Annotated in this window: 20 protein-coding genes; 19 read left to right on the top strand and 1 reads right to left on the bottom strand. The window is 38.4% G+C overall.

The window, feature by feature from the left end; genetic code table 11:
• Window positions 1–143: 143 nt before the first annotated feature.
• The 6 genes from KJS36_RS05275 to pyk all read left to right on the top strand — a co-directional run bounded on the left by KJS36_RS05275 (window position 144) and on the right by pyk (window position 7,113).
• The gene (locus tag KJS36_RS05275) at window positions 144–929 is read left to right on the top strand and encodes a hypothetical protein (RefSeq protein WP_213535046.1); all 786 of its coding nucleotides are present in this window, start codon (window positions 144–146) and stop codon (window positions 927–929) included.
• A gap of 192 nt (window positions 930–1,121) precedes the next feature.
• Window positions 1,122–1,724: a 5-bromo-4-chloroindolyl phosphate hydrolysis family protein gene (locus tag KJS36_RS05270; protein WP_213535045.1), complete on the top strand. Its 603-nt coding sequence runs from the start codon at window positions 1,122–1,124 to the stop codon at window positions 1,722–1,724.
• Between the two features lie 39 nt (window positions 1,725–1,763).
• Window positions 1,764–2,933: a toxic anion resistance protein gene (locus tag KJS36_RS05265; RefSeq protein ID WP_213535044.1), complete on the top strand. Its 1,170-nt coding sequence runs from the start codon at window positions 1,764–1,766 to the stop codon at window positions 2,931–2,933.
• A gap of 139 nt (window positions 2,934–3,072) precedes the next feature.
• The gene (gene nagA, locus KJS36_RS05260) at window positions 3,073–4,224 is read left to right on the top strand and encodes an N-acetylglucosamine-6-phosphate deacetylase (protein WP_213535043.1); all 1,152 of its coding nucleotides are present in this window, start codon (window positions 3,073–3,075) and stop codon (window positions 4,222–4,224) included.
• 284 nt (window positions 4,225–4,508) lie between these two features.
• The gene (pfkA, locus tag KJS36_RS05255) at window positions 4,509–5,525 is read left to right on the top strand and encodes a 6-phosphofructokinase (protein WP_213535040.1); all 1,017 of its coding nucleotides are present in this window, start codon (window positions 4,509–4,511) and stop codon (window positions 5,523–5,525) included.
• Between the two features lie 82 nt (window positions 5,526–5,607).
• The gene (gene pyk / locus KJS36_RS05250; RefSeq protein ID WP_213535038.1) at window positions 5,608–7,113 is read left to right on the top strand and encodes a pyruvate kinase; all 1,506 of its coding nucleotides are present in this window, start codon (window positions 5,608–5,610) and stop codon (window positions 7,111–7,113) included.
• 182 nt (window positions 7,114–7,295) lie between these two features.
• Here pyk and KJS36_RS05245 read toward each other — a convergent pair whose 3' ends face one another.
• Complete coding sequence (locus tag KJS36_RS05245) at window positions 7,296–8,243, bottom strand: AraC family transcriptional regulator (RefSeq protein WP_213535036.1); 948 nt, start codon at window positions 8,241–8,243, stop codon at window positions 7,296–7,298.
• Between the two features lie 111 nt (window positions 8,244–8,354).
• Here KJS36_RS05245 and xylA point away from each other — a divergent pair, with 111 nt between their 5' ends.
• The 13 genes from xylA (at window position 8,355) to KJS36_RS05180 (ending at window position 26,027) form a co-directional block, all read left to right on the top strand.
• The gene (gene xylA, locus KJS36_RS05240) at window positions 8,355–9,671 is read left to right on the top strand and encodes a xylose isomerase (protein WP_213535034.1); all 1,317 of its coding nucleotides are present in this window, start codon (window positions 8,355–8,357) and stop codon (window positions 9,669–9,671) included.
• A 205-nt stretch (window positions 9,672–9,876) separates the two neighbouring features.
• Window positions 9,877–11,181, top strand: coding sequence for an ABC transporter substrate-binding protein (locus KJS36_RS05235; protein ID WP_213535033.1), 1,305 nt, complete (start codon window positions 9,877–9,879; stop codon window positions 11,179–11,181).
• Window positions 11,182–11,249: 68 nt separating this feature from the next.
• Window positions 11,250–12,206 carry a carbohydrate ABC transporter permease gene (locus tag KJS36_RS05230; protein WP_213535032.1) on the top strand — a complete coding sequence of 319 codons (957 nt, stop codon included), beginning with the start codon at window positions 11,250–11,252 and terminating at the stop codon, window positions 12,204–12,206.
• 11 nt (window positions 12,207–12,217) lie between these two features.
• Complete coding sequence (locus KJS36_RS05225; protein ID WP_213535595.1) at window positions 12,218–13,060, top strand: carbohydrate ABC transporter permease; 843 nt, start codon at window positions 12,218–12,220, stop codon at window positions 13,058–13,060.
• A 50-nt stretch (window positions 13,061–13,110) separates the two neighbouring features.
• The gene (locus KJS36_RS05220) at window positions 13,111–13,755 is read left to right on the top strand and encodes a polysaccharide deacetylase family protein (protein WP_244842696.1); all 645 of its coding nucleotides are present in this window, start codon (window positions 13,111–13,113) and stop codon (window positions 13,753–13,755) included.
• A complete protein-coding gene (gene xylB, locus KJS36_RS05215; protein WP_213535031.1) occupies window positions 13,755–15,260 on the top strand; it encodes a xylulokinase in 1,506 nt (501 codons plus the stop codon). The genes KJS36_RS05220 and xylB overlap by 1 nt, the downstream gene beginning before the upstream one ends.
• Window positions 15,247–16,269, top strand: coding sequence for an aldose epimerase family protein (locus KJS36_RS05210; RefSeq protein WP_244842694.1), 1,023 nt, complete (start codon window positions 15,247–15,249; stop codon window positions 16,267–16,269). Before xylB ends, KJS36_RS05210 begins: the two co-directional genes overlap by 14 nt.
• Before the next feature lie 103 nt (window positions 16,270–16,372).
• The gene (locus KJS36_RS05205; RefSeq protein WP_213535029.1) at window positions 16,373–18,055 is read left to right on the top strand and encodes a glycoside hydrolase family 43 protein; all 1,683 of its coding nucleotides are present in this window, start codon (window positions 16,373–16,375) and stop codon (window positions 18,053–18,055) included.
• Window positions 18,056–18,205: 150 nt separating this feature from the next.
• Window positions 18,206–19,312, top strand: coding sequence for a substrate-binding domain-containing protein (locus KJS36_RS05200; protein ID WP_213535028.1), 1,107 nt, complete (start codon window positions 18,206–18,208; stop codon window positions 19,310–19,312).
• A 78-nt stretch (window positions 19,313–19,390) separates the two neighbouring features.
• On the top strand, window positions 19,391–20,965 hold the full coding sequence (locus tag KJS36_RS05195) for an ATP-binding cassette domain-containing protein (RefSeq protein ID WP_213535026.1): 1,575 nt from the start codon (window positions 19,391–19,393) through the stop codon (window positions 20,963–20,965).
• A gap of 37 nt (window positions 20,966–21,002) precedes the next feature.
• On the top strand, window positions 21,003–22,244 hold the full coding sequence (gene mmsB, locus KJS36_RS05190; RefSeq protein WP_213535024.1) for a multiple monosaccharide ABC transporter permease: 1,242 nt from the start codon (window positions 21,003–21,005) through the stop codon (window positions 22,242–22,244).
• A 179-nt stretch (window positions 22,245–22,423) separates the two neighbouring features.
• Window positions 22,424–24,892, top strand: a complete 2,469-nt coding sequence (locus KJS36_RS05185) for a phosphoketolase family protein (protein ID WP_213535022.1) — start codon at window positions 22,424–22,426, stop codon at window positions 24,890–24,892.
• Window positions 24,893–25,052: 160 nt separating this feature from the next.
• Window positions 25,053–26,027 carry an L-lactate dehydrogenase gene (locus KJS36_RS05180; RefSeq protein WP_213535020.1) on the top strand — a complete coding sequence of 325 codons (975 nt, stop codon included), beginning with the start codon at window positions 25,053–25,055 and terminating at the stop codon, window positions 26,025–26,027.
• Window positions 26,028–26,056: the final 29 nt, after the last annotated feature.

Raw genomic sequence — 26,056 nt, 5'->3', positions numbered from 1 at the left:
TAAAAATCATACCAAAGTATGTAAAAGACTAAAAAAGCTTTAAATATTAGAGAGTATGAGCTGGAATAGATGTTTTTTTGAGTAACAAAATGTTATAATAGTCGTAGGAATAAATAAAATGAGCTTTTTTAGGAGAAAATCTTATGTTTAAACATTTTAAAATTCTATCACTGATTGTTGCAGGTATTTTACTAAGTACGGGATATTTTTCAGCGAATGCTGCGACGAAAGTGTCAGGCATTCCAATTAGCCGTCTTTATAATGCCAATACGGGAGAACACTTTTATACTGGAAGTAGTGCTGAAACCAATTCACTTTTGAAGGCTGGTTGGCATTTTGAAGGAGCAGGATGGGACGCACCCACAACGGGTACACCTGTGTATCGTTTGTACAATCCAAATGTGCAAGGAGGTGACCACTATTATACAAAAAGTCATGGAGAGGCAGAAGTGCTTGCTCAGCTTGGTTGGAGATGGGATAATAATGCGAAAGCTGTCTTTTATTCAGCGGGAAATGTAAATGTCTATGTCGCTTACAATCCGAATGCTTATTCTGGTGCACATAATTATACTGTGAGTCAGACAGAGCAAAATGGTCTGGTTCATGCAGGCTGGAAATATGGTGCGATTGCTTGGCAAGGATTTCACGCTGGACACGCATTGCCAGAGAGTTTGTTAGCAGGGGCAAACGCGATAATGGACACGAGTAGCTTGATGAAAGTGAGAGTTCTTGCTGTTTATTATAGTGAGACAGATGGTTTGCAATATTTACTACAAAATGGAAATTCAGTATATAAGGCAGACTGGTCAATGTATGATGGTCAAAAATTTGTAACGGTATCGAGCGGTGCTTACTTTAAGGGACCAGAACTTGTCGGTACGATAAATAGTGGTGTTGTGCAGACAATTCTTCGTTCATGGGGCTATTGAACGCTAAAAAAAGTAATAACATAAAAAATGAAAGTCTGATGAATGTCAGGCTTTTTTATCTTGTATAAAAAATCATACCAAAGTATGATTTAGCTCTAAAATTTTGTGATAAAATAGAGGTATAGCCTGATAAAGGTTGCGAATTTGATTTTAGAAACTTGCGATAACAGGACGCAAGTTGGAGGAAAGAATATGAACATGTACATGATGAACCATACGGGGGGGCATTTGGGATTTGTTAATCTCATTTTAGGGATAATTTTTGTTGTTCTAGTTATCAAAATTATTGTTGGTGTCACTGTCATGCACCGAGAAAACAAAAGCGGTGAAACATATAAAGACAAAAATATCAACAAAAAAGAAAATATTGAACGTTATCATGATGCTGGACTTTCTGACAGTGATATCAAAATTTTCCGTGAAAATTTAGCAGAAGCAAAATCAAATATTGAGACTTGGGAAAAAAATCTCAAGAAAAACGATGATTTGCAAGTTGTTGAGTCAGTTACAGGTGGACTTGATGCAAGTAAACATACTTTCAAATATATCGTACAAAATCCGCAAGAACTCACGAAACAAAACGATTTTCTCTACAAAGATTTGCCAAATATGGTAAAGTTAACAGATAAGTATTTAGAAATGAAAAAACAATCTGTCAAAACAGAAGATATTGAACGTGATTTAGATGAAACTTTACTTTTGATAAAAACTTTATCTAGTCATATCTCAAAAAATTATCATGAGATTTTGATGGACGATGTCAATATCATCAAACACGAAGTCACTTTTGATTGATTTTGATAAAATAATATAAGAAAAGTAGAAGGAAAAACGATGGCAAATCCAGTCTTAGACGAACTCATCAATGGAGATAATGAAGTCCAAACAGAGCAACATTTGAAAGAAACTCAAAAAGCTGAAATCGTAGAAATGCGTCAAAATGCTGGTTTGCGAGCAGTTGATACTTTAAACGCTGAAGATTTAGAAACGGCGCGCGGTCTTTCGCAACAGCTTGATGAAAATAGTTCACAATCTGTGATTACTTATGGTGCCAAAGCGCAAGATAAGATTTCAGCATTTTCACAAAGTGTTCTAAATAAAGTACAAGCACAAGATTTGGGAGAAGTTGGTGGTAGCCTGACGGATTTGATGTACAATCTCCAACAAGCAAATCCAGCAGAGTTGACGACAGACAATAAAGGCGTTTTCCAAAAAATGTTTGGAAAAGTCAAAAAATCAATTTTTGAAGTCACTCAAAAATACCAAAAAATTGGCGCTGGCATTGACAAAATTTCTGCAAAACTCAACAATGAACAACAAGGGCTTTTGCAAGACAATGAAATGCTTGATAAGCTTTATGATGAAAATCTGAACTATTTCAAAGCCTTAAACGTCTATATTGCTGGTGCAGAACTAAAAGTTGACGAGTTGAACAATGACGTTTTGCCACAAGCACGTTTGGAAGCACAAAATTCAACAGATAATGCGCTTGCTGTACAAAAAGTCAATGATTTAGAATCCTACAAAAATAGATTAGAAAAACGAGCGCACGATTTACGATTGGCACGCCAGTTGACCATCCAACAAGCACCGCAAATTCGTCTTATTCAAAATACAAACCAAGAATTAGCTGAAAAAATCCAAACCTCTATCAACACGGCTATTCCACTTTGGAAAAATCAAGTCGCGATTGCTTTGACTTTGCTCAAGCAAAAAGATGCGTTAACTTCACAAAGAATTGTATCCGAAACAACGAATGATTTACTCAAGAAAAATTCAGAAATGTTGAAAAACTCAACAATTGAAGCAGCACAAGAAAATGAACGTGGTTTGATTGATGTTGAAACCCTCAAACTTACACAGCAAAATCTCGTCGATACCATTCAAGAAACCTTGCGTATTCAGTCAGAAGGACGACAAAAACGTCAACAAGGAGAAGTTGAACTTGCAAAAATGGAAGATGAAATCAAACAAAAACTCTTACAACTTTCAGATAACAAGTAAAAGTCGTCATTTGACGGCTTTTTTCATACAAAAATATTTTTGACAGTTCTGTCAAAAAAATAAATTGGTATATACAGAATAATTGACCTTTTTCCAATAAAATGCTAAAATAAATAAAAAAAAGAACAGGAGAAAACAAATGACATATTACATCAAAGCAGACCAATTTTTCTATCCTTATGAGACAAAAAAAGGAGGCTATCTTGCCATCACAGACGAGGGAAAATTCGGCGATTGGCAAGCAGAAAAACCTGAAAAAGCTAATATTCTGGATTATACAGGGCGATCGATTGCCCCAGGACTTGTTGAAACGCACATTCACGGTTTTGGTGGAGCAGATGTACAAGATGCAGATGTCGAAGGAATTATGGGAACGATGAGTGAAGGCTTACTCTCAGCAGGTGTAACAAGTTGGCTTCCAAGTCCACTTACGGCAGATCACGAGCAACTTCAGCAAATCTGCGCGGTTATTAGCGAACATCATCAAGAAGCTCGCGGTGCAAAAATTCGTGGCATTTTCTTTGAAGGACCATTTTTCACCGAAGAACATAAAGGCGCCCAAAATCCAAAATATATGCGTGATGCCAAAATGTGGGAATTAGAAGACTGGCAAGAAGCAGCGCATGGCTTACTCAAAAAACTCGCGATAGCACCAGAACGCGAAGGTTCAGAAGACTTTATCCGCAAAGCTACAGAATCAGGAGTTGTCATCGCCCTCGGACATTCAAATGCAACCTACAATCAAGCCGTGGCAGGTGTAGAAGCAGGCGCTACGATGTGGGTACATACTTACAATGGAATGAGTGGCTTGAACCATCGTGAGCCAGGAATGGTCGGCGCTGCGCTCAATACACCAAATACTTACGCTGAACTGATTTGTGATGGCTATCATGTCCGTCCAGAAGCCGCTCAGATTGTCATCAAAGCAAAAGGTGCCGACCATGTAGTGATGATTACCGATAGTATGCGCGCCGCTGGTTTACAAGACGGCAGCTATACCTTAGGTGAATACACAGTAGAAGTCCGTGACGGCGCCGCTTGGCTCCCTACAGGCAATCTTGCAGCCTCGATTTTACGTCTCAAAGATGCGATGAAGAATGTTGTAAATTGGGGAATTGCAACGCCAGAACAGGCTGTCATGATGACCTCACTCACACCTGCCAAGTCTGTCCATATTGACAATGTCTGCGGACAAATCAAAACAGGACTTGATGCAGATTTCATCGTCCTAGATGAACATTTAGAACTTGTAGCAACTTACTTAGATGGCGAAAAACGTTTTGAAGCATAATCATAATAAAAAATAAAAGAATGTGAGCCAAAAATAGGACTTCACGTTCTTTTATTTTATTCAGACTTTTTCATAAAAAAGAAAAAATCAGATGAAAACGATTTACGCTGTTTCAAAGGAGATTTTTTTTAGAATACGTGATATAATAAACATGAAATAAAAAAAGAGCTTTGGCTATAAAGATTGATAAAAGCAGGAAAATTTGCAGTTATTATCAGCTGAGAATAGGCACTGTGAGATTGATTTTAAAGCGAGAGTATCAATATATTGGAGGAAGATTTTTAATGAAACGCATTGCGGTTTTAACTTCTGGCGGTGATGCCCCAGGAATGAACGCAGCGATCCGCGCTGTCTTTAAAAAAGCTGTTGCCGAAGGTATTGAGGTTTACGGTATCAACCATGGCTATGCAGGTATGGTTGCGGGAGATATTTTCCCACTTGACTTCAAAGCAGTTGGTGATACAGTAAGACGTGGTGGTACGTTCTTGTATTCAGCCCGTTACCCTGAGTTCGCTGAACTTGAAGGGCAACTTAAAGGTATCGAACAATTAAAGAAAAAAGGAATAGAGGGTGTTGTTGTCATTGGTGGAGATGGTTCTTACCATGGCGCTATGCGTTTGACAGAACATGGCTATCCTGCAGTTGGTCTTCCAGGAACGATTGACAATGATATCGTTGGAACAGACTATACGATTGGATTTGATACAGCTGTAACAACTGTTGTTGAAGCTGTTGATAAAATTCGTGATACATCTACTTCACACCATCGTACATTTATCGTTGAAGTCATGGGACGTGGCGCAGGAGACATTGCTCTTTGGTCAGGTATCGCTTCAGGAGCTGACGAAATCATCATTCCTGAAAAAGACTTCAAGTTTGAAGATGTTGTGAAAAATATTCAAGAAGGATATGAAAATGGACGTAATCACCATATCATTATCCTCGCCGAAGGTGTTATGTCAGGCGCTGAATTTGCTGAGAAACTGAAAGAAGCAGGAGATCGTTCAGATTTGCGTGTTTCTGTTCTTGGGCATATTCAACGTGGAGGTTCTCCAACGGTTCGTGACCGCGTTCTTGCTTCTCGTATGGGCGCTCGTGCGGTTGAGTTATTACGTGATGGTATTGGCGGAGTTGCCGTTGGTATTCACAATGAAGAACTTGTTGAAAGTCCAATTCTTGGAAAAGAAGAAGAAGGTGCTTTGTTCAGCTTGACTGAAAAAGGAGAAATAGTTGTCAATAATCCTCACAAAGCAGATTTGAATCTTTATAATCTCAATGTTGACTTGAATAAGTTTGAATAACTTAAAAGTCAAAATAACTATTGTTCACTAAATCTTGTTTTCATAACAAGAAAATAAATAAAATTTTGGAGAAAAAAGCAAAATGAATAAACGTGTAAAAATCGTATCAACACTTGGACCAGCCGTAGAAACTCGCGGTGGTAAAAAATTCGGAGAAGATGGTTATTGGGCAGGCTCATTGGATGTTGAAACTTCAGCACAAACAATCGCATCATTGATTGAAGCAGGCGCTAATGTTTTCCGCTTTAACTTCTCTCATGGAGATTATGAAGAACACGCAGCACGTATGGCTTGTGTGCGTCGTGCAGAAGAAATTGCTGGGCAAAAAGTTGGTTTCTTGCTTGATACAAAAGGACCTGAAATCCGTACAGAATTGTTTGCTGATGATAATGTAAAACAAGAACAATATCACACAGGAGATACATTCCGTGTATCAACAAAACAAGGTGCAAAATCAACTAAAGAAGTTATCGCTTTGAACGTTGCTGGCGGACTTGATATTTTCGATGATGTAGAAATCGGACAACGTATCTTGGTTGATGATGGTAAACTTGGTTTGACTATCACTGGCAAAGATGCTGCAACACGTGAATTTCTTGTTGAAGCTGAAAATGATGAAGTCATTGCAAAACAAAAAGGTGTGAATATTCCTAATACGAAAATTCCTTTCCCTACACTTGCTGAACGTGACGAAGCAGATATTCGTTTTGGTTTGAAACAAGGTATCAACTTTATTTCTATTTCATTTGTACGTACTGCAAACGATGTTCATGCTATCCGTAAAATCATGGAAGAAACTGGTAACACACACGTTCAACTCTTCCCTAAAATTGAAAATCAACAAGGTATTGACAATATCGACTCTATCATCGAAGCTGCTGACGGTATCATGGTAGCGCGTGGTGATATGGGGATTGAGGTACCATTTGAAATGGTTCCAGTTTACCAAAAAATGATTATCACAAAATGCGCTAAAGCAGGTAAGCCAGTTATCACTGCAACAAATATGTTGGAATCAATGACTGAACACCCACGTGCAACACGTTCTGAAATCTCTGATGTCTTCAATGCTGTTATTGACGGTACTGATGCTACAATGCTTTCAGGCGAATCCGCAAATGGTAAATATCCACGTCAAGCCGTTGAAACAATGGCAACTGTTGACAAAAACGCTCAAGGACTTTTGAAAGAATACGGACGTCTTCGTTTCAGCGAATATGACCGTTCTAACGTGACAGAAGTTGTCGCTTCATCTGTTCGTGATGCTACACGTTCAATGGACATCAAATTGATTGTTGCCTTGACTGAATCAGGAAATACAGCACGTTTGGTATCTAAATACCGTCCGGATGCTGATATCTTGGCAGTAACGTTCTCAGATAAGACAGAACGTGCTTTGATGATTAACTGGGGAGTTATCCCAATGTTGACTGAAAAACCAGCATCAACAGATGATATGTTTGAAGTTGCTGAAGAAGCGGCCCTTAAATCAGGTCTTGTTGAATCAGGCGATAATATCATCATCGTTGCTGGAGTACCAGTTGGTAGCGGACGTACAAACACAATGCGTATCCGTACTGTAAAATAAAAGTACAAAACCAGTAATACGAAAAATCGTATATTAACGTTAATATACAAAAAGCCAGAATAATCTGGCTTTTTTTGTTATTTGCAATAATAAGATAACGTTTCCAATAAAAAATAGCAAGCTTTGTAAGAAAACGCGTTCAGAAAGCGATATCATAGTCTTGTAAGAAAAAAAGAGCAGTATTAACGAACGCTACTCTTTAAATAAATATTTTCTTCAAATTGCTTAATCAATTCATAACTTGCTTCATTGCTATAAAAAGTTTGATTGTCAATCTCGTCTTGATTGTAGGAAGTGCTACGAGAAGCACGCCAAGCTAAATCACTGTTACGATAGTCTTTAGGTAATAATCCATAATATTTTGCAAAGGAATTATTTAAAGTTCTAATATCGGCAAAACCACAAGCATAAGAAATAGATAATAAATTTTCTTTTGTAGTAGCTAACAGTGTTGCAGCATTTTCACAACGTAGAGTATTGACATAATCTTTGAAAGTTACACCGAAGTTATTTTTGAAAAAATGACTAAAGTAGGTGCGAGAAAAACCTTCACGAGAAGCCAAATCATCAAGAGAAATCTTATCAGTATAGTTTTCGTGAATGTATGTAGCAATGTGCTGAATGCGGTCTTGTAAATCCATTAATTTATTCTGCTCTGTTTCTTTAAGAATAGTGTAGTGACAAACTTTAAGTAAACTATCCAAAAGAAGTGAAATGAAACCATAAGTTTGAAGCGGAGAATAATTTTCTTGGAAATAACATTTTGCTGTTTTAAGCAGAAGTTGGAGAATGTCAGGTTTGTCAAAAAGATTGACTGCTTGACTTTCAAAATAAGTTTTATCAAGTTGTGGAAAAACAAGTTCAAAAATGTTTGTACTAAATTGCAAAATGAGAAGTTTCATTCCTACTTGTGATGACAGCTCATGAACTTGACAACTGTTAAAGATAATAACTTGTCCTTCATGGAGTTTGATTTCTTTGTCTTGAGTTTGGGCAATACCACTTCCTTCAAGTACGAAGGCAACTTCCATATCAAAGTGAAGGTGGGGCTTCCGATAGGAAATATCCACCAGCAGGAAGTTAAGATTGTTCATTTTTAAATGATGAATATTTTCTAGTTCGTTTTTCATATTGTCTAAATCCTCTCTCGCTCATTATACTATCATCTATCTAGATATGTCAAATGAGTTAAGTGAAGAGTAGAAATTTATAAAAATATATTTTAAGGAGGAGCTACTAAAATGGCTTACTTTAACAACATCCCTACTGTGAAATACGAAGGCACAGACACAAAAAATTTGTTTGCATTTCGTCACTACAACCCAGAAGAAGTAGTTTTGGGAAAAACGATGAAAGAACATTTACATTTTGCACTTGCTTTCTGGCACACGATTACAATGGACGGTTCTGATCCATTTGGTTATGCAACAATGCAACGTGATTTTGATGATAGTGATGATGAAATGGTACGTGCACATCACCGTGTCGATGCTTTCTTTGAGATTATGCAAAAACTTGGGATGGAATATTTCTGTTTCCATGATGTAGATATTGCTCCTCAAGGAAATTCTTTGACAGAATTTTATGCAAATCTTGATGAAATCACCGACCATATCAAAGAAAAAATGGATGAAACTGGAATTAAACTTCTTTGGAACACAGCAAATATGTTCTCTCATCCTCGCTATATGAATGGTGTTGCCTCATCAAATAGTGCGGAAGTTTTCGCTTACGGTGCTGCTCAAGTTAAAAAAGGTTTGGACTTAAATAAGAAACTCAATGGTGCGAACTATGTTTTCTGGGGTGGTCGTGAAGGTTATGAATCACTTTTAAATACTGATTTAATTCTTGAAAATGATAATATGGGACGTTTCTTCCATATGGCAGTTGATTATGCAAAATCTATTGACCATTTGCCACAATTCTTGATTGAACCAAAACCTAAAGAACCAATGAAACATCAATATGACTTTGATGCTGCAACAGCTATGGCATTCTTGCAAAAATATGATTTGACAGATTACTTCAAATTAAATTTGGAAACAAACCATGCTTGGCTTGCTGGTCATACATTTGACCATGAGTTGAATGTTGCACGTTCTTACAATGCTTTGGGTTCTATTGATGCTAACCAAGGAGATTACTTGCTTGGTTGGGATACTGATGAATTTCCAACATTGGTTGTAGATATCACACTTGCAATGTATCAAATCCTTAAAAATGGTGGTTTGAACCCTGGCGGTATCAACTTTGATGCGAAAGTTCGTCGTACATCATTTGAAATGGATGATTTGATTTTGGCACATATTGCTGGTATGGATACTTATGCGCGCGCTTTGAAAGGTGCAGCAGCAATGATTGAGGATAAATTCCTTGAAGATATTGTTGAAGAACGCTATGCAAGCTATAAAAATACTGAAGTAGGACGTTCAATCCTTGATGGAACAGCAACACTTGCAGGTCTTGCTGAACACGCTCTTAAAGAAGGCGATAAAATTGAACTCAAGTCTAACCACCTTGAGCACATTAAATCTGTCTTGAATGATTATCTTGTATAAGTAAACTTAAATATTTCTCTTTATTTTTCATGATGGTAATAAAAGTATATAAGATTATAATAAAAAATCCAGGTGAAATAATTACTTTTGCATAATATTTATCTTTTAATTAAAAAGAAAGTATAATAAAGAAAGTATAATTAAGAAAAGGCTTACTTAAACTTATACTAAAAAATATAATATTCATAATAGGAGTGGATATCGAATGAATAAAATAACAAAAATTGCCCTAGGGGCAGTTACTATTGCGAGTGCTGCAGTCCTTCTTGCAGGCTGTGGAAGTTCTACGAGTGCTTCTAAAGCACCAAAAGCAAAAGACAAAAACATTAATCTTTGGACATTTGCGGATATGAAACCACAAATCAAAGAGTACGAGAAAGAAGTTCCTAAAGGTTATAAGATTAAAGAAACTGTTATTCCTTATGCTGATTTCCAGACAAAACTGGATAAAGTTCTCGGAACAAGTAAAGCACCTGACATGGTTGCACTTGATGCTGGCTTTGTCAGTAAATATGTAGATTCTGGAATGCTTGCTGACCTTGCACCTTATGGTGTGAAGAAAGCAACAAAAGATAGTTTCCCTTATACTCTTGATATTGGTAAAAACCCTAGTGGTCAACAAGTTGCTATTTCTTATCAAGCAGCTCCGGGTGCCGTTTACTATCGAAGTGATTTATTGCAAAAATATCTAGGAATCGCACCAGATGACCAAACAGCAGCACAAGAAGCATTTTCAAGTTGGTCGGCAGTTGAAAAAACTGCTGAAACAATCAAAGAAAAATCTGGCGGAAAAGCTTATCTATTCTCATCTTTGCAAGATATGTATATGCCTGCAATCGGTGGACGTACTGAAGGTTGGGTAAAAGGCAATAAATTGCAGATTGACCCATCTTTGATTACTAATCTCAATATGATGAAAACTTTTGTACAACAAGGTTTGACACAAAATACTGTTGGACAAAACTCTGATTGGTTCTCTGGTATGTCTTCTAATAATGTTGTAGCTTATTCTCTTCCTTCTTGGGGCTTGTTCTATTGGTTACAAGACTATGCAAAAGGAACAGCTGGTTCATGGCGTGTTATTCAAGGTCCTCAAAGTTATTCATGGGGTGGTACTTGGTTTGGCGCTGTGAAAGGAACAAAAGATGAAGCGAATGCAGCTAAATTAGCGATTTACTGGTCAACAAATAAGAAATTCCAAACATGGCAAGCGACTGCCAATGCTGACTTTGTCGATATTCAATCTGTTGATAAAACGGTAGGTGATAATTTTGATGGAAGTAAGGTAAAGGGAAATCCTTTAGGAACTCAAAATCCTTACCCAGTCTTCTCGAAAGCGGCTACTAAAATTAATGGTAAGATTATTACCAAGTATGACCAAAATATCCAACAGCTCTGGATAAATGATGTCATCAATACTTACTGTAACGGTAAAGAATCTGAAGCTAAAGCTATTGCGACATTTAAAGCAGATGTTAAGAGCGCTTATCCTAACTTGACTACCGACTAATTCAGTGGTTCAAATGTTAATCAAAAGAACCGAAGTTAAATTTCGGTTCTTATTTTATGGAGGATGATATGGACAACTCAAAAAAGAAATCACGAAAAAAATTGAAATTTGAGAAGTATAATCGTTATGGTTATTATTTCCTAATTCCATTTTTCATTGGTTTTCTTCTTTTTCAACTTTATCCGATTATTTATACGTTTAGGATTGCCTTTACGAGTATGAATGGTTGGCAAACGCTATCTACGGCGACAAATGTAGGTTTTGGGAATTTTGTGACCTTGCTTACAAAAACTCCTTTGTTTATCACAAGTTTGCAAAATACGATACTTTTGTGGGTGATGAACTTTATTCCGCAGCTTCTTGTAGCTTTGATTTTGGCTGCTTGGTGGACCAATCGAAAATTGGCTTTGAAAGGTTCTAGTTTCTTTAAAACAGTGTTTTATTTGCCTAATATGATTATGGCAGCTTCTGTTGCAGCGCTGTTTATGATTTTATTTTCTTATCCAAATGGACCAGCAAATCAGATGTTAATGAATTTACATTTGATAAGTCATCCTTTTAACTTTTTGCAATCGGCTTGGGGAACACGTGGGATTGTACTGTTCTTGCAGTTTTGGATGTGGTATGGACAGACTTCTATCGTGTTTGTAGCAGCGATTTCTTCGATTGATGAATCTTTGTTTGAGGCGGCTCGGATTGATGGGGCTTCTGATGGACAGATTTATCGTCGAATTACAATGCCTTTGATGCGTCCGATTATCATGTACACTTTTGTCACTTCTTTTGTTGGTGGTTTGCAAGTGTTTGATATTCCTTATTTGTTGACGCAAGGTTCTGGTGGACCTATGAATTCGGTTTATACGTTGGCTATCTTTATTTACAATCAAGCTTTCCAATATCGAAATTATGGGATTGCGGCGGCAGCTTCAATTATTCTATTGTTGATTGCAGCGATTGTGTCTCTCATTATGTTTAGATTCTTTAGAGAAAGAACGACGAGTACAGCTGTTGGAGGTAAAAAATGAAAAATGAGAGTATGAGTAAAGCTTTGCGGACACGCCGAATATTGATTTATATTGTGTTTGTTTTGCTGACAATTATTAGTATTTTGCCATTGGTTATGATGTTTATTAATTCGACACGTTCGGTGGTACAAATCAATACAGGTGTTTCTTTAATTCCTGGGGCGTCGTTGATTCATAATGTTAAAGTACTTTTCCAATATGGATTTAATATGGCACAAGGTGTGGGGAATTCTTTCTTCGTGGCTGCTGGCTCAACGATTATTTCGGTTTATTTTTCAGCGATGGGAGCTTATGCTTTGGTTGCTTATGATTTTAAAGCGAAAAAGTTGGTTTATGGCTTTATCGTGGCGCTCATCATGATACCAAGTCAAGTTTCGATGATTGGTTTTTATGAATTTATGATTCGCTTGAATTTGCTGGATAACTTTTTGCCTTTGATTTTGCCTGGTATGGCGGCTCCTGCAACGGTATTTTTCCTTGTAGAGTATATGTCAACGGTTTACAACAAGGATTATGCGGATTCGGCGCGTCTTGATGGGGCAAGTGAATTGACAATTTTCCATCGGGTGATGTTGCCAATGATGAAACCAGGTCTTGCGACAATGGCAATCTTTAGTTTTGTCTTTTCTTGGAACAATTTCTTGATGCCTTTGATTTTGATTTCTAAACAGAGTATGTACACTTTGCCAATGATTGTGCAGACAATTACAGCGATGGGTGCTGGTGGTCACACAGTTGAGTGGGGAGCTATTTATGTTGGGCTTTCTGTAACGGTGGTACCAATCATTATCGTTTATCTGCTCTTGTCTCGCTTTATTGTTGGTGGCGGTACTGACGGTGGTGTCAAGGGTTAAGAAGGTTCATTATTTGTGAATTGATTTTTAGCAGATATTAGAAAAGAGAAATGATGTCGAAAAAAGAGATTGCTTTGACTTTTGATGATGGGCCTTGGGGGGAAACGACTTCGAGGATTTTGGATGAATTGATTGCGCGTAAGATTCCTGCGACTTTTATGATTTGGGGAGAACACGTCTTGCAATATCCTGAGCTTTTGGAAAAAGCGGCTAAGAGTGGTTTATTTGCTTTTGGGAATCATACTTTTCATCATCTTTCTTTGCTTGATTTGACGGCGGAGGAGATAAAAGAGGAGCTTGAACTTACTGACAGACTTGTCAAAAAATATACAGGGATTGTACCAGCTTTTGTTCGTCCACCTTTTGGAGATGCGGATGCTGAAATTTTGAAAATTATACATCGTCCGATTATTTGCTGGTCGTTGGATACACGTTCTTGGGAACATCATGATGCAACATTGGTTTTGCAAGAGATACAATCTGCGCAGGATGGTGATATTGTACTGATGCACGATTTTCAAGAAGCGGATGCGAATGCTTTGCCTGCAGTACTGGATTTTTTGGAGGCTGAAAATTTTGTGTTTAAGACGGTACCTGATTTGTTAGGTGAGCAACTTGATGATGAAGCTTATATTTATTATTCGCAAAATCGACGAGATAAAGTTGGTTTTGAAAATGAGAAAGGTAAAAAATAATGAAATATGTATTGGGAATAGATCTTGGAACTTCAAGTCTTAAAGGGATTTTGATGACTTCTGATGGAAATGTTGTTCTGACAAAAAGTGCAAGTTACGGGATTGATAATCCAAAGCAGGGATTTTCTGAACAACGTCCAGAAATTTGGACAAATGCGCTCGAAAAAGTTCTGACAGAACTGTCAAAAAATGTAACAGACTTTGGGACAGCACTTGCAGGGATTAGTTTTTCTGGACAGATGCACTCACTTGTGGTTTTGGACGAAAATAATCTGCCAGTTTATCCAGCGATTTTATGGAATGATGTGCGGACAAGCGCGCAGTGTAAAGAAATCATGGATAAAATGGGAAGTCGTTTGCTTGAAATCACAGGAAATATTGCACTTGAAGGATTTACTTTGCCAAAAATTCTCTGGTTGCAAGAAAATGAGCCAGAAGTTTGGACAAAGGTAAAGAAAATCATGCTACCAAAAGATTATTTGGGCTTGTATTTGACGGGAAATGTGCATACAGAGTATTCTGATGCTGCTGGAACATTACTTTTGGATATTGAAAAACATGAATGGTCCAAAGAGATTGCGAAAACCTTTAATGTGTCAATGGAAATCTTACCTGAATTGACAGAATCTGTCGGACAAATTGGTGTGTTGACAGAAGAAGTGAAGGCGAAATTTGGAATTACAACGGAAGTCAAAGTTTTTGCTGGCGGTGCAGACAATGCAGCTGCAGCACTTGGTGTCGGTCTTATCAATGAGGAAGTTGGTTTGATTTCGATGGGAACATCTGGTGTGGTATCAAGTTTTGAACCTAAAATTGCGGATTATAAAGGGAAACTTCATTTCTTTAATCATACGGTGCCGGGCGCTTATTATTCAATGGGAGTGACGTTGGCAGCGGGAAATTCGTTGAATTGGTACAAGGAAACGTTTGGTCATGGTTTGGATTTTGCGGAACTTTTGGCGGATGTTGGCTCGGTGGCTGTGGGGTCTGATGGTTTGCTGTTCACACCTTATATTGTTGGGGAGCGGACACCACATTTTGACTCGAAAATTCGGGGCGCTTTTCTGGGAATTTCGGCTGTTCATGAGCAAAGTCATTTTTCACGGAGCGTATTGGAAGGGATTACATTTTCATTGCGTGACAGCAAGGATATCATGGAGGCAACGAAGGCTAAGAAATTTAAGCGCTTGATTTCTGTTGGTGGAGGGGCGCAAAATCCTGATATTATGCAGATGCAGGCAGATATTTTTGATAGTGAAATGATACGATTGACAGTTGAGCAAGGGCCTGGACTTGGTGCTTGTATGATTGCAGCTTTTGGGTGTGGTTTTTATGAGAATTTAGAAGAATTGACAGCTACTTTCGTTCATTATCAGTCAGAAACTTTCACACCGATTGCTGAAAATGTTGCTAAATATGAAAAGGTCTATCAGATTTGGAAGCAGGCTTATCAAGCAACAGCAGGAATTTCGCACCAGTTGGTTGACTTGAATGACGAGGCATAAAATGACAGGACAGATTGTTGAGAAAGAAATTCCTTTAGTTTCAGGTGGAAAAATACGAGAAATGACTCTATCAAATGGTTATTTGACGCTTGTTGTGCATGATTTTGGTGCACGTTGTCACAAGATTTTTACGCCTGACCGTAACGGTGTTTTTGAAAATATTCTCTTGTCACGCGATGAACCGGATTCTTATGCAGTTGACGGCGGTTATTATGGTTTGATTTGTGGGCCTGTAGCTGGCAGAATTGCTGGTGCAGCTTATGATGATCTCAGATTTGAAGCAAATGAAAATGGAAATTTATTGCATTCTGGGGAGAAATCGTGGGAACGTCAATTTTGGACAATGTGTCCTTTTCAGACAGAAAATTCTGTTGGAGTGACTTTGACACTAGAAGATGAGATTTCCGGATTTCTTGGCCCAATCAAAGCGACTGTGACTTACGAATTGATAAAAAATCAGCTCAAAGTATTTTTGACAGCTTTGTCAAAAAAAGACACAGTGTTCAATCCAGCTTTTCACCCCTATTTTAATCTGTCAGCAGACCATGAAAACACGCTCAATCATCTTTTGACAGTTCCCGCAGACCGTCTGGTCGAAGTTGACTCGGAAAATATTCCCACAGGATTTTTGACAGAACTGTCAAAAAGTTCCTACGACTTGCGAAGGGCGCGGAGTATTTCCGATATTCAAAAACAGCTTCCTGATGGACTTGACAACTGTTTTGTTTATCCAGAAAATTTGACAGAAAAAACCTTGACACTTTATTCGCCAAATTCTGGACGAAAATTAAGCTGTCAAACAGATAGGCAAGCTGTCGTCATCTATACAGCAACGCATCCAGAGCAAAACTCAACCATTGCTGGAAAACGCATGACGCCAAATCGCGGAATTGCTATTGAATTTCAAGAATTACCTGACATGGTACATCATCCAGAATGGGGCAGTATCGCGCTTCCCGCAAATACAGAAAAAACATTTTGTAGCAGTTATACATTTTCAACAGAGTAGTTCAATTTTAGACACATTGCACAAAACAGTGCATTGACAGCTTTAAAAAGTTTTTTGATGAAACTGTCAAAAAAATATTCACTCATAAAGGAGAATTTACCACATGACAAAACTTCAAAATCCAGTTCTTCCAGGTTTTAATGCTGACCCATCTATGATTCGCGTGGGAGATACTTATTACATTGCCAATTCTACATTTGAATGGTTTCCCGGTGTACGATTGCACGCATCAAAAGACCTCGCGCATTGGCAGCAGCTTCCAAGCCCGCTTTCGACAAAAACTTTACTCGATATGAAAGGAAATCCTGCATCAGGAGGTATCTGGGCACCCGACCTTTCCTATGCTGATGGAAAATTCTGGCTAGTCTATACTGATGTAAAAATCGTTGAAGGCGCCTTTAAAGATATGACAAATTATTTGACAGTTTCGTCAAAAATTGAAGGACCATGGTCAGAGCCAATCAAACTCAATGGTGTAGGTTTTGACGCCTCACTTTTTCATGACGAAGACGGCAGAAAATACCTCGTCCAACAAACTTGGGACCATCGTGAATATCATCATCCTTTTGACGGCATCACCCTGACCGAATTTGACACAACAACCATGAAACTTCAACCAAAAACAGCTCGTACAATTTATACAGGTACAGAAGTAAAACTTGTTGAAGGCCCACATCTCTACAAAATTAACGGATATTACTACCTTTTTGCCGCTCAAGGTGGAACCGTCTTTACTCACCAAGAAGTCGTTGCCCGCTCAAAAACACTAGAAGCACTTAGCTTTGAAACAGAGCCGGGCGACCCATTCATCACAAACTTTGATACACCTGACAATTATGTCCAAAAACAAGGACACGGCGCACTCGTAGAAACACCAAGTGGCGAGTGGTATTACGCTTCACTCATGGCACGTCCGTGGAATCATGTCAATGAATCCAGTACAGACCCACGAGGTTGGTCAACTCTAGGACGCGAAACTTCCATCCAAAAAGTAGAATGGGATGAAGCAGGCTGGCCACGTATTGTTGGCGGACACGGAGGAACAACTTTCGTCGATTTACCAAAAGATGCGATTGAAACAACAGCTCCTGCCCACCATTCTCAACACGATGACTTTACAAGCCCAGAACTAGACACCCTCAACTGGAACACCTTGCGCATTCCATTCACAAGCGAAATGGGAACAACAGGCGATGGCAAATTAACCCTTATTGGCAAAGGTTCTCTCGCCAATACACACGATTTGTCCCTCATCGCCAGACGTTGGCAAGCTTTCTATTTTGATGCGACCGTCAAAGTTAAATTTGAACCATTTAGCTATCAGCAAATGGCTGGCATGACAAATTTCTATAACGACCGCCACTGGAGTTTTGCCTTTATCACATGGAATGAAATCAACGGTCATGTCATTGAAATTGGTGAAAACAATCGCGGAAACTACACATCATATCTGAAAGATGATGCGATTAAAATCCCTACAGATACTGAATATGTCTGGTTCCGCACAAAAGCACGTAAAGAAAGTTATAGCTATGAATACAGCTTTGACGGTGAAAATTTCAAAGAAATTCCAGTCACACTTGATGCAGCTATCTTGTCAGATGATTACATCCTGCAAAGTTACGGCGGTTTCTTCACAGGAGCTTTCGTAGGCTTAGCAGCAGTTGACTATTCAGGTTATCAACTCAAAGCAGAATTCAGAGATTTCGACTACAAAGAACTTGGAGATAAATTGCTTCCCGATGGCTCATATAGCTGGCAAGCAAGTGAATCAAGATTTGACTAATAAAAAACACTAACAAATATCCGATAAAAAAATTATTCCCATTGGGAATAGTTTTAAAGAAAATATGAAAGCGCTTTAAAATACGCAACACAATCAGTTAAAAAATTGATGACATTGTCATCCCTATAAATCTAAATGGAGGATTTAATCATGAATAAACCAAAAAAGATATTTTTGGGAACAGCAGTCCTAATGGGAGCTGCCTTAACACTCGCGGGTTGTAGTACAAGTAGCCGTTCAGGTTCCTCGGGCGCTACTAATTCAAAAAATATTACAGTCGGTATTTCAATGCCAGACAAAGCTTTGCAACGCTGGCCTTCAGCTGCTCAGGATTTGAAAAAAGATCTTGAAGCAAAAGGCTACAAAACAGATATTCAATATGCTAATTCTTCAACTTCCACTCAGTCTCAACAAGTCCAAAATATGGCAAATAAAGGCGATAAATATATCGTCATTGCGGCACAAGATGGCACAACTCTTGGCCCAGCAGTAGCAGCAGCGAATAAAAATGGCGCCAAAGTTATCGCTTATGACCGGCTTATCATGAACACGAAAAACGTTGATTACTATGCGACATATAATCTTCAAGGTGTTGGTAAATTGCAAGCACAAGCCATTGTTCAAAAACTAGGTATTGATAAAGGTGCTAAAGGACCATTTAATATTGAACTTCTTGGTGGTTCACCAACAGATAATAATGCACCGCAATTCTTCAAAGGTGCAATGAGTGTCTTAGACTCTTACTTTAAATCTGGTGTTTTAGTTTCTCCATCCAAAAAAGGTGTCGATGATAATTTTCAACAAGTTGCGATTGATTGGACACAAAAAGCAGCTCAAACTGAAATGCAGACACGCTTGAACTCTTTCTACACAGGAGGGAAGAAACTTGATGCTGTCCTAGCTCCAAATGATGCGCAAGCTTTTGGAGTCATTTCAGCACTTAAAGCTTCAGGAATTGACCCATCAAAAGTTGTTATTACAGGTCAAGACTGTGAAACACAAAATATACCATTGATTGTTAAAGGCGAGCAATATATGTCCGTCTATAAATCAGATAAGAAGCTTGCAGACACAGTTACTTCCATCATTTATGACACAGTGAAGGGCAAAACACCAAAAACAGACTCAACATCTTCTAATGGACAAAAAGAAGTTCCAACTGTTCAGTTAACACCTCAAGTTGTGACAAAAGATAATGTAAAATCTGTTCTTGTTGATACAGGCTACATCACAGCTAAAGAAGCTGGATTAAATTAAAAAATCATAAAAAAGCGTGTGTAGTGTGCAGACCTGACTATCTGCACACGCATTCTTTAATTAAAAAAGGAGGCAAGAATGGCTGAAAAGAGCAATCCAGATATTATTCTGGAGATGAAACATATTGTCAAAAAATTTGGTCCAGTCACAGCACTCAAAGATATTACAATGTCTGTCAGGCGCGGAGAAATCTTTTCGATTTGTGGTGAAAACGGAGCTGGAAAATCTACGATGATGAATGTCCTATCAGGTGTTTATCCACATGGCACTTATGAAGGAGATATTGTTTATAACGGAAAAATCTGTGAATTCAAAAACATTCGCGATTCCGAAGAAGAAGGCATCGTCATTATTCACCAAGAGTTAGCACTTGTTCCCTATATGAGCATTTCAGATAATATTTTTCTTGGCAATTCAATCAAAAAAGGGATTGCAATAGATGATGAAGCCCAACGAAAAATGACACGCGATGTATTAGCACAAGTTGGATTAGACGAGGACCCTGAAACATTGATTTCAAGTATAGGTGTTGGTAAACAGCAACTTGTTGAAATTGCGAAAGCACTGACAAAAGATTTGAAGTTGATTATATTGGACGAGCCAACAGCCGCTCTCAATGATGAAGATTCTTTTCATTTACTGGGAATTATTGATAATCTCAGAAAAACAAAAGGAATTACAGCAATCATCATCTCTCATAAACTCAATGAAATAGCAGCTTCAGCAGATTCTGTACAAGTCATTCGTGATGGGACGACAATTTCTCATATTGAAATTACAGAAGAAAAACCGCTTAATGAAGCAGACCTTATTCGTGATATGGTAGGACGACCACTTGATTCGCGCTATCCAGAACACACACCAAAATTAGGTAATGAACTTTTCCGTGTTGAAAAATGGAAAATGCACCATCCGCTTGATACCAATCGTCTTGTCGCAAAAGAAGTCAGTTTCAATGTTCGAGCTGGTGAAATCATTGGCTTTGCAGGTTTAGTAGGCTCAGGACGAACAGAAACCGCAATGTCGATTTTTGGAAAACAGTATGGAAGTAACGCATCAGGGAAAATTTTTCTTGATGGAAAAGAAATTGAGTTTCCAAATGTTCGCTCAGCAGTCGATGCTGGCGTAGCTTATGCAACAGAAGATAGAAAAACTTATGGTTTAAATCTCATTGCTAGCATTCGAGAAAATACTTCACTTGCAAGTCTATTGACCCTCTCAAAGCATGGTGTGATTGATCAAGATGTTGAAATAAAAGTAGCTGAAAAATTTAGAAAGGACTTTCGTACCAAAGCACCAACGATTGAAATGCCAGCTGGCAATCTTTCAGGAGGCAATCAACAAAAAGTAGTTCTATCTAAATGGGTTTCTACAAGCCCTCGTGTCCTCATTTTAGATGAGCCAACTCGCGGAATTGACGTCGGAGCAAAGTTCGATATTTATGAAATTATTGATAAGCTCGCGGATGTTGGTTCAGCAGTTGTCGTTATTTCTTCAGAACTTCCAGAACTTTTAGGAATTTGTGATCGGATTTACACGATGAACGCGGGTATCATCACAGCTTGTCTCGATGCGAAAGCAACCAATCAAGAAGAACTCATGAGATACATGACTTCAACAACACCTATTGCTCCTGAAAATGTCTATGTATAAAGGGAAGTAAACTAAAAAATATAAGAAAGGTACATTTATGTCTCAATCTCAAAAACAAACAGCTCCTAAGCCAGATGCTGCGACTACTTCAAATAATTCTCAGTCACTTAAAGATTATCTTGTTGCTAATGCGCGTCAATATGGTATTTATCTGGCTTTAGTAGTCATCGTTCTCCTCTTTCAATTTTTAACTGGAGGTGCTTTATTAAAACCCAATAACTTTGTAGCTTTGTTCCAACAAAATGCTTATGTTATGATTTTAGCGGTAGGTATGCTCATCGTCATCATCGGAACGCATATTGACTTATCTGTTGGCTCAGTTGTTGCTTTTATAGGTGGTATTGGTGCCTATGTCATGCAAAGTTGGCATCTTAACTGGATTTTATCAATCATTGTTATGCTTGCTATTGGTTTGCTTGTTGGTCTTTGGCAAGGATTCTGGGTCGCTTATATTGGAGTTCCAGCCTTTGTCACAACACTTGGAGGAATGTTGATTTTCCGTGGATTGGCTACGCATATTGCAGGTCAGTCTATTCCGGTCAATCCTAATAGTCCCTTTGTTGCGATTTCTTCAAATTATCTGCCAAATATTTTAGGCTTTTGGGGACCATTTGATGGACTCTCAATTGTCATTGGACTCCTTGCTATTGTTGCATTTGTATTTTTACAAATTCGCAAACAACGGCACAATCTTCGTGAAGGATTACAAACTGATTCATCTGCTTGGATGCTTATTAAATTGATTATTGGTGTGCTTGTTATTGGCTATGCAACGTATTTGTTTGCATCATCAGGAAATGCGCAAGTAGGCGGAATTCCAATTATCTTAGTTGTTATCGCTGTTGTTGTCGGTGCTTATATGTTTGTACTAAACCGTATGGTTTTGGGACGCGAAATTTATGCAGTCGGTGGAAATCGGAAAGCAGCTATTTTATCAGGAATTAATTCAAAAGCTGTTGACATGAAAATTTTCCTAAATATGGGATTACTTGCAGGGATTGCAGGAATTGTTGATTTGTCTCGTTTTGCATCGGCTTCTGCGCAGGCGGGTACTGGTTATGAGCTAGATGCGATTGCTGCTTGTTTCATTGGCGGTGCAGCTGTTGCAGGAGGTGTCGGAAAAATTCCAGGAGCACTTGTTGGTGCATTGATTATGGGCGTATTGAATATGGGACTCTCAATTTTAGGAGTTAGTTCTGATATCGTTTCTATCATCAAAGGGCTTGTTGTCATCGTTGCGGTTGCTTATGATTTGATTTCAAAACGTCGCAAGGCTTAATGAATAAAGAGAGCTATCTGTACGGTAGCTCTTGATTTGATTCGGAAAAATTAAATTATAATATATTGTGAAAAAGACAACATTTCCTACTGATTTTAAGAAGAAAAGATAGTACAAAATAATTTTTTATATTATAATGAATACATAATAAATAGCTTTTCAAACTAAAGGAGAGAGCAGTGGTAGATTACAATTCAGCAGAGTATTTAGAAACTCTTGACAAATGGTGGCGAGCAGCGACATACATGGGAGCAGGGATGATTTTTCTCAAATCAAATCCGCTCTTTACAGTTACAAAAACACCACTTACATCAGACGACATCAAAGCAAATCCAATCGGACATTGGGGAACAGTATCAGGTCAAACATTCCTCTATGCTCATGCCAATCGTCTGATTAACAAGTACAATCTCAATATGTTTTATCTTGGTGGCCCAGGTCACGGCGGACAAGCAATGGTTGTTCCAGCTTATTTAGATGGTACTTACACAGAAGATTATCCAGAAATCACACAAGACCTTGAAGGAATGACGCGACTTTACAAACGTTTTAGTTTTCCTGGTGGCATTGGATCACACATGACAGCGCAAACTCCAGGTTCACTTCATGAAGGTGGAGAGCTTGGTTATACACTTTCTCATGCGACAGGTGCTGTCCTTGACCAACCGGAACAAATTGCTTTTGCTGTCGTGGGCGATGGTGAATCAGAAACAGGCCCATTGATGACAGGTTGGCATATGAATAAATTCATCAATCCCAAAACGGACGGTGCAGTTTTACCAATCTTGGATTTGAATGGCTTCAAAATCTCTAATCCAACATTATTTGCTCGTACTTCTGATGTAGATATTCGTAAATTCTTTGAAGGATTAGGATATTCTCCTCGTTTTATTGAAAATGAAGATATTCATGATTATGCTCGTTATCATCAGATTGCATCTGAAACTTTTGATAAAGCTATCGAAGATATCCAGCAAATCCAGACAGATGCGCGTGAACACGATCGTTATCAAAACGGAGAAGTGCCAGCTTGGCCAGTCATCATTGCCAGATTACCAAAAGGTTGGGGCGGTCCACGTTTCAACGATTGGTCAGGGCCTAAGTTTGATGGGAAGGGAATGCCGATTGAGCATAGTTTTCGTGCGCATCAAGTACCATTACCATTATCCTCAAAAAATCTGCAAACTCTTCCCGAATTTATCGACTGGATGAATTCTTATAAACCTGAAGAATTGTTCAATGCAGATGGAACAATCAAAGAAGAAATCAAAGCTTTCTCGCCAAAAGGAACAAAGCGCATGGCAGCCAATCCAGTTGCCAATGGAGGTATTGATGGTTCCAATCTCACATTGCCAGATTGGAAAAACTACATCAATCCTATAACTGCAGAAAATCGTGGGCAACTTTTACCAGATACCAATGAAAATATGGATATGAATATCTTGTCGCGCTATTTCGCGGAAATCGTTCGATTAAATCCAACACGTTTTCGTCTTTTTGGCCCTGATGAAACGATGTCCAATCGCCTCTGGGAACTTTTCAAAGTCACGAAACGCCAATTTATGCAGACGATTAAAAATCCAAATGATGAATTTTTAGCTCCTGAAGGACGCATTATTGATTCACAACTTTCTGAACACCAAGCAGAAGGTTGGTTAGAAGGCTACACATTGACAGGACGTACAGGTGTCTTTGTTTCTTATGAATCTTTCTTGCGCGTGGTTGACTCAATGCTGACACAGCATTTCAAATGGATTCGCCAAGCTTCTGCTCAAAAATGGCGCAATGATTATCCATCATTGAACTTGATTTCGACTTCAACAGTTTTCCAACAAGACCACAATGGTTATACGCATCAAGACCCAGGATTACTCACACATTTATCTGAGAAAAAATCAGACTTTATCCGTCAATATCTCCCTGCAGATGCAAATACCTTACTTGCCGTCTTTAATCGTGCTTTCCAAGATCGGAGTAAAATCAATCACATTGTCGCTTCTAAACAGCCACGACAACAATGGTTTACAGTAGAAGAAGCGCAGACATTGGCAACAGACGGTTTGGCAACGATTGATTGGGCTTCCACAGCCAAAGAAGATGAAAAAGTAGATTTAATTTTTGCTTCAGCAGGTTCTGAACCAACGATTGAAACTTTGGCAGCTTTGGACTTGGTCAATGATGCTTTCCCAGAAGTGAAATTCCGTTATGTCAATGTTGTTGAACTTGGACGCTTGCAAAAGAAAACGGGCGCACTCAATCAAGAACGTGAATTATCTGATGAAGCATTCACAAGATACTTTGGAGAGTCTGGGACACCCGTTATCTTTGGGTTCCACGGCTATGAAAACCTCCTTGAAGCAATCTTCTATGAGCGTCAACATCTCGGACTTCATGCACATGGTTATCGTGAGGACGGTGATATCACTACAACTTATGATATGCGTGTTTATTCTGAAATGGATCGTTTCCATCAAGCGATTGATGCGATAAAGATTTTGCACGATAGAAGAAGTGTAAATGAAGCAAAAGCAGTCGCCTTTATTGAAACAATGGAGCGTATTATTGCAAAACACTTTGAAGTAACACGTAATGAAGGTGTAGATATCTCAGAATTTACAGACTGGAAATGGTCAGCTTTGAAGAAATAACTTATGAAAAATAGAATTTCATTGTGAAATTCTATTTTTTATTATCTGATGAGAAGTGTTCGTATTTCTAAATATATTTTGTGATAAGCAAAGCAATAAATGGTATAATATGTATGTGAAAAGTTTCATATTTATTATACTGAAAGGACTGTGATAGAACATGGCAGAAAATCGTAAAAAAGTTATCCTCGTTGGAGATGGAGCAGTAGGTTCTTCATATGCTTTTGCTCTTGTCAATCAAGGCATTGCACAAGAACTGGGGATTGTTGATATATTTAAAGATAAAACTCAAGGAGACGCAGAAGATTTAAGTTCTGCTTTAGCATTTACAGCACCTAAGAAGATTTATGCTGCTGATTATTCGGACGCGACAGATGCTGATTTGGTCGTTTTGACTTCTGGCGCACCACAAAAACCGGGAGAAACACGACTTGACCTTGTTGAGAAAAATTTGCGTATCACAAAAGATGTGGTAACGAAGATTGTGGATTCAGGTTTTCAAGGACTTTTCCTTGTTGCCGCTAATCCCGTTGATATTTTGACTTATGCCACTTGGAAATTTTCTGGTTTTCCTAAAAATCGTGTGATTGGTTCAGGGACTTCTCTTGATACAGCACGTTTCCGTCAGGCTTTGGGAGAAAAAGTGGGAGTTGATGCACGTTCCATTCATGCTTATATCATGGGGGAACATGGAGATTCTGAATTTGCTGTTTGGTCGCACGCAAATGTCGCAGGTGTGAAATTGGAACAATGGTTTCAAGAACATAAATTTCTTAATGAAGAAGAAATTGTTGGATTGTTTGAATCTGTTCGTGATGCAGCTTATTCGATTATTGAGAAAAAAGGAGCAACATTTTATGGTGTTGCAGTAGCTCTTGCACGGATTACCAAGGCAATCTTAGATGATGAAAATTCAGTTTTACCTGTTTCTGTTTTTCAGGAAGGTGAATACGGGATTGAAGGAGTTTATCTTGGTCAACCAGCTGTGATTGGAGCTGAGGGCGTTCTCAATCCTATCCATATCCCATTGAATGATGCAGAAATGCAGAAAATGCAAGCTTCTGGTAAACAGTTAAAAGAGATTATCGAGCAAGTCTTTGCCAAAGATGAATTTGCTTCTGCTGTTAAAAATTAAAAAAATAAGTCTTGTATTTACAAGACTTA

It is taken from the genome of Lactococcus nasutitermitis (genome assembly GCF_018403765.1).
GTDB classification, from domain to species: Bacteria; Bacillota; Bacilli; order Lactobacillales; family Streptococcaceae; genus Lactococcus; species Lactococcus nasutitermitis.
The sequence above is the reverse complement of the archived record's forward strand: the minus strand, read 5'-3'. Positions and strand labels throughout refer to the sequence as shown.

Coding starts and splice junctions, on each gene's coding strand:
- KJS36_RS05275 (WP_213535046.1), top strand. CDS start 144: ATGTTTAAACATTTTAAAATTCTATCACTGATTGTTGCAGGTATTTTA.
- KJS36_RS05270 (WP_213535045.1), top strand. CDS start 1,122: ATGAACATGTACATGATGAACCATACGGGGGGGCATTTGGGATTTGTT.
- KJS36_RS05265 (WP_213535044.1), top strand. CDS start 1,764: ATGGCAAATCCAGTCTTAGACGAACTCATCAATGGAGATAATGAAGTC.
- nagA (WP_213535043.1), top strand. CDS start 3,073: ATGACATATTACATCAAAGCAGACCAATTTTTCTATCCTTATGAGACA.
- pfkA (WP_213535040.1), top strand. CDS start 4,509: ATGAAACGCATTGCGGTTTTAACTTCTGGCGGTGATGCCCCAGGAATG.
- pyk (WP_213535038.1), top strand. CDS start 5,608: ATGAATAAACGTGTAAAAATCGTATCAACACTTGGACCAGCCGTAGAA.
- KJS36_RS05245 (WP_213535036.1), bottom strand. CDS start 8,243: ATGAAAAACGAACTAGAAAATATTCATCATTTAAAAATGAACAATCTT.
- xylA (WP_213535034.1), top strand. CDS start 8,355: ATGGCTTACTTTAACAACATCCCTACTGTGAAATACGAAGGCACAGAC.
- KJS36_RS05235 (WP_213535033.1), top strand. CDS start 9,877: ATGAATAAAATAACAAAAATTGCCCTAGGGGCAGTTACTATTGCGAGT.
- KJS36_RS05230 (WP_213535032.1), top strand. CDS start 11,250: ATGGACAACTCAAAAAAGAAATCACGAAAAAAATTGAAATTTGAGAAG.
- KJS36_RS05225 (WP_213535595.1), top strand. CDS start 12,218: ATGAGTAAAGCTTTGCGGACACGCCGAATATTGATTTATATTGTGTTT.
- KJS36_RS05220 (WP_244842696.1), top strand. CDS start 13,111: ATGATGTCGAAAAAAGAGATTGCTTTGACTTTTGATGATGGGCCTTGG.
- xylB (WP_213535031.1), top strand. CDS start 13,755: ATGAAATATGTATTGGGAATAGATCTTGGAACTTCAAGTCTTAAAGGG.
- KJS36_RS05210 (WP_244842694.1), top strand. CDS start 15,247: ATGACGAGGCATAAAATGACAGGACAGATTGTTGAGAAAGAAATTCCT.
- KJS36_RS05205 (WP_213535029.1), top strand. CDS start 16,373: ATGACAAAACTTCAAAATCCAGTTCTTCCAGGTTTTAATGCTGACCCA.
- KJS36_RS05200 (WP_213535028.1), top strand. CDS start 18,206: ATGAATAAACCAAAAAAGATATTTTTGGGAACAGCAGTCCTAATGGGA.
- KJS36_RS05195 (WP_213535026.1), top strand. CDS start 19,391: ATGGCTGAAAAGAGCAATCCAGATATTATTCTGGAGATGAAACATATT.
- mmsB (WP_213535024.1), top strand. CDS start 21,003: ATGTCTCAATCTCAAAAACAAACAGCTCCTAAGCCAGATGCTGCGACT.
- KJS36_RS05180 (WP_213535020.1), top strand. CDS start 25,053: ATGGCAGAAAATCGTAAAAAAGTTATCCTCGTTGGAGATGGAGCAGTA.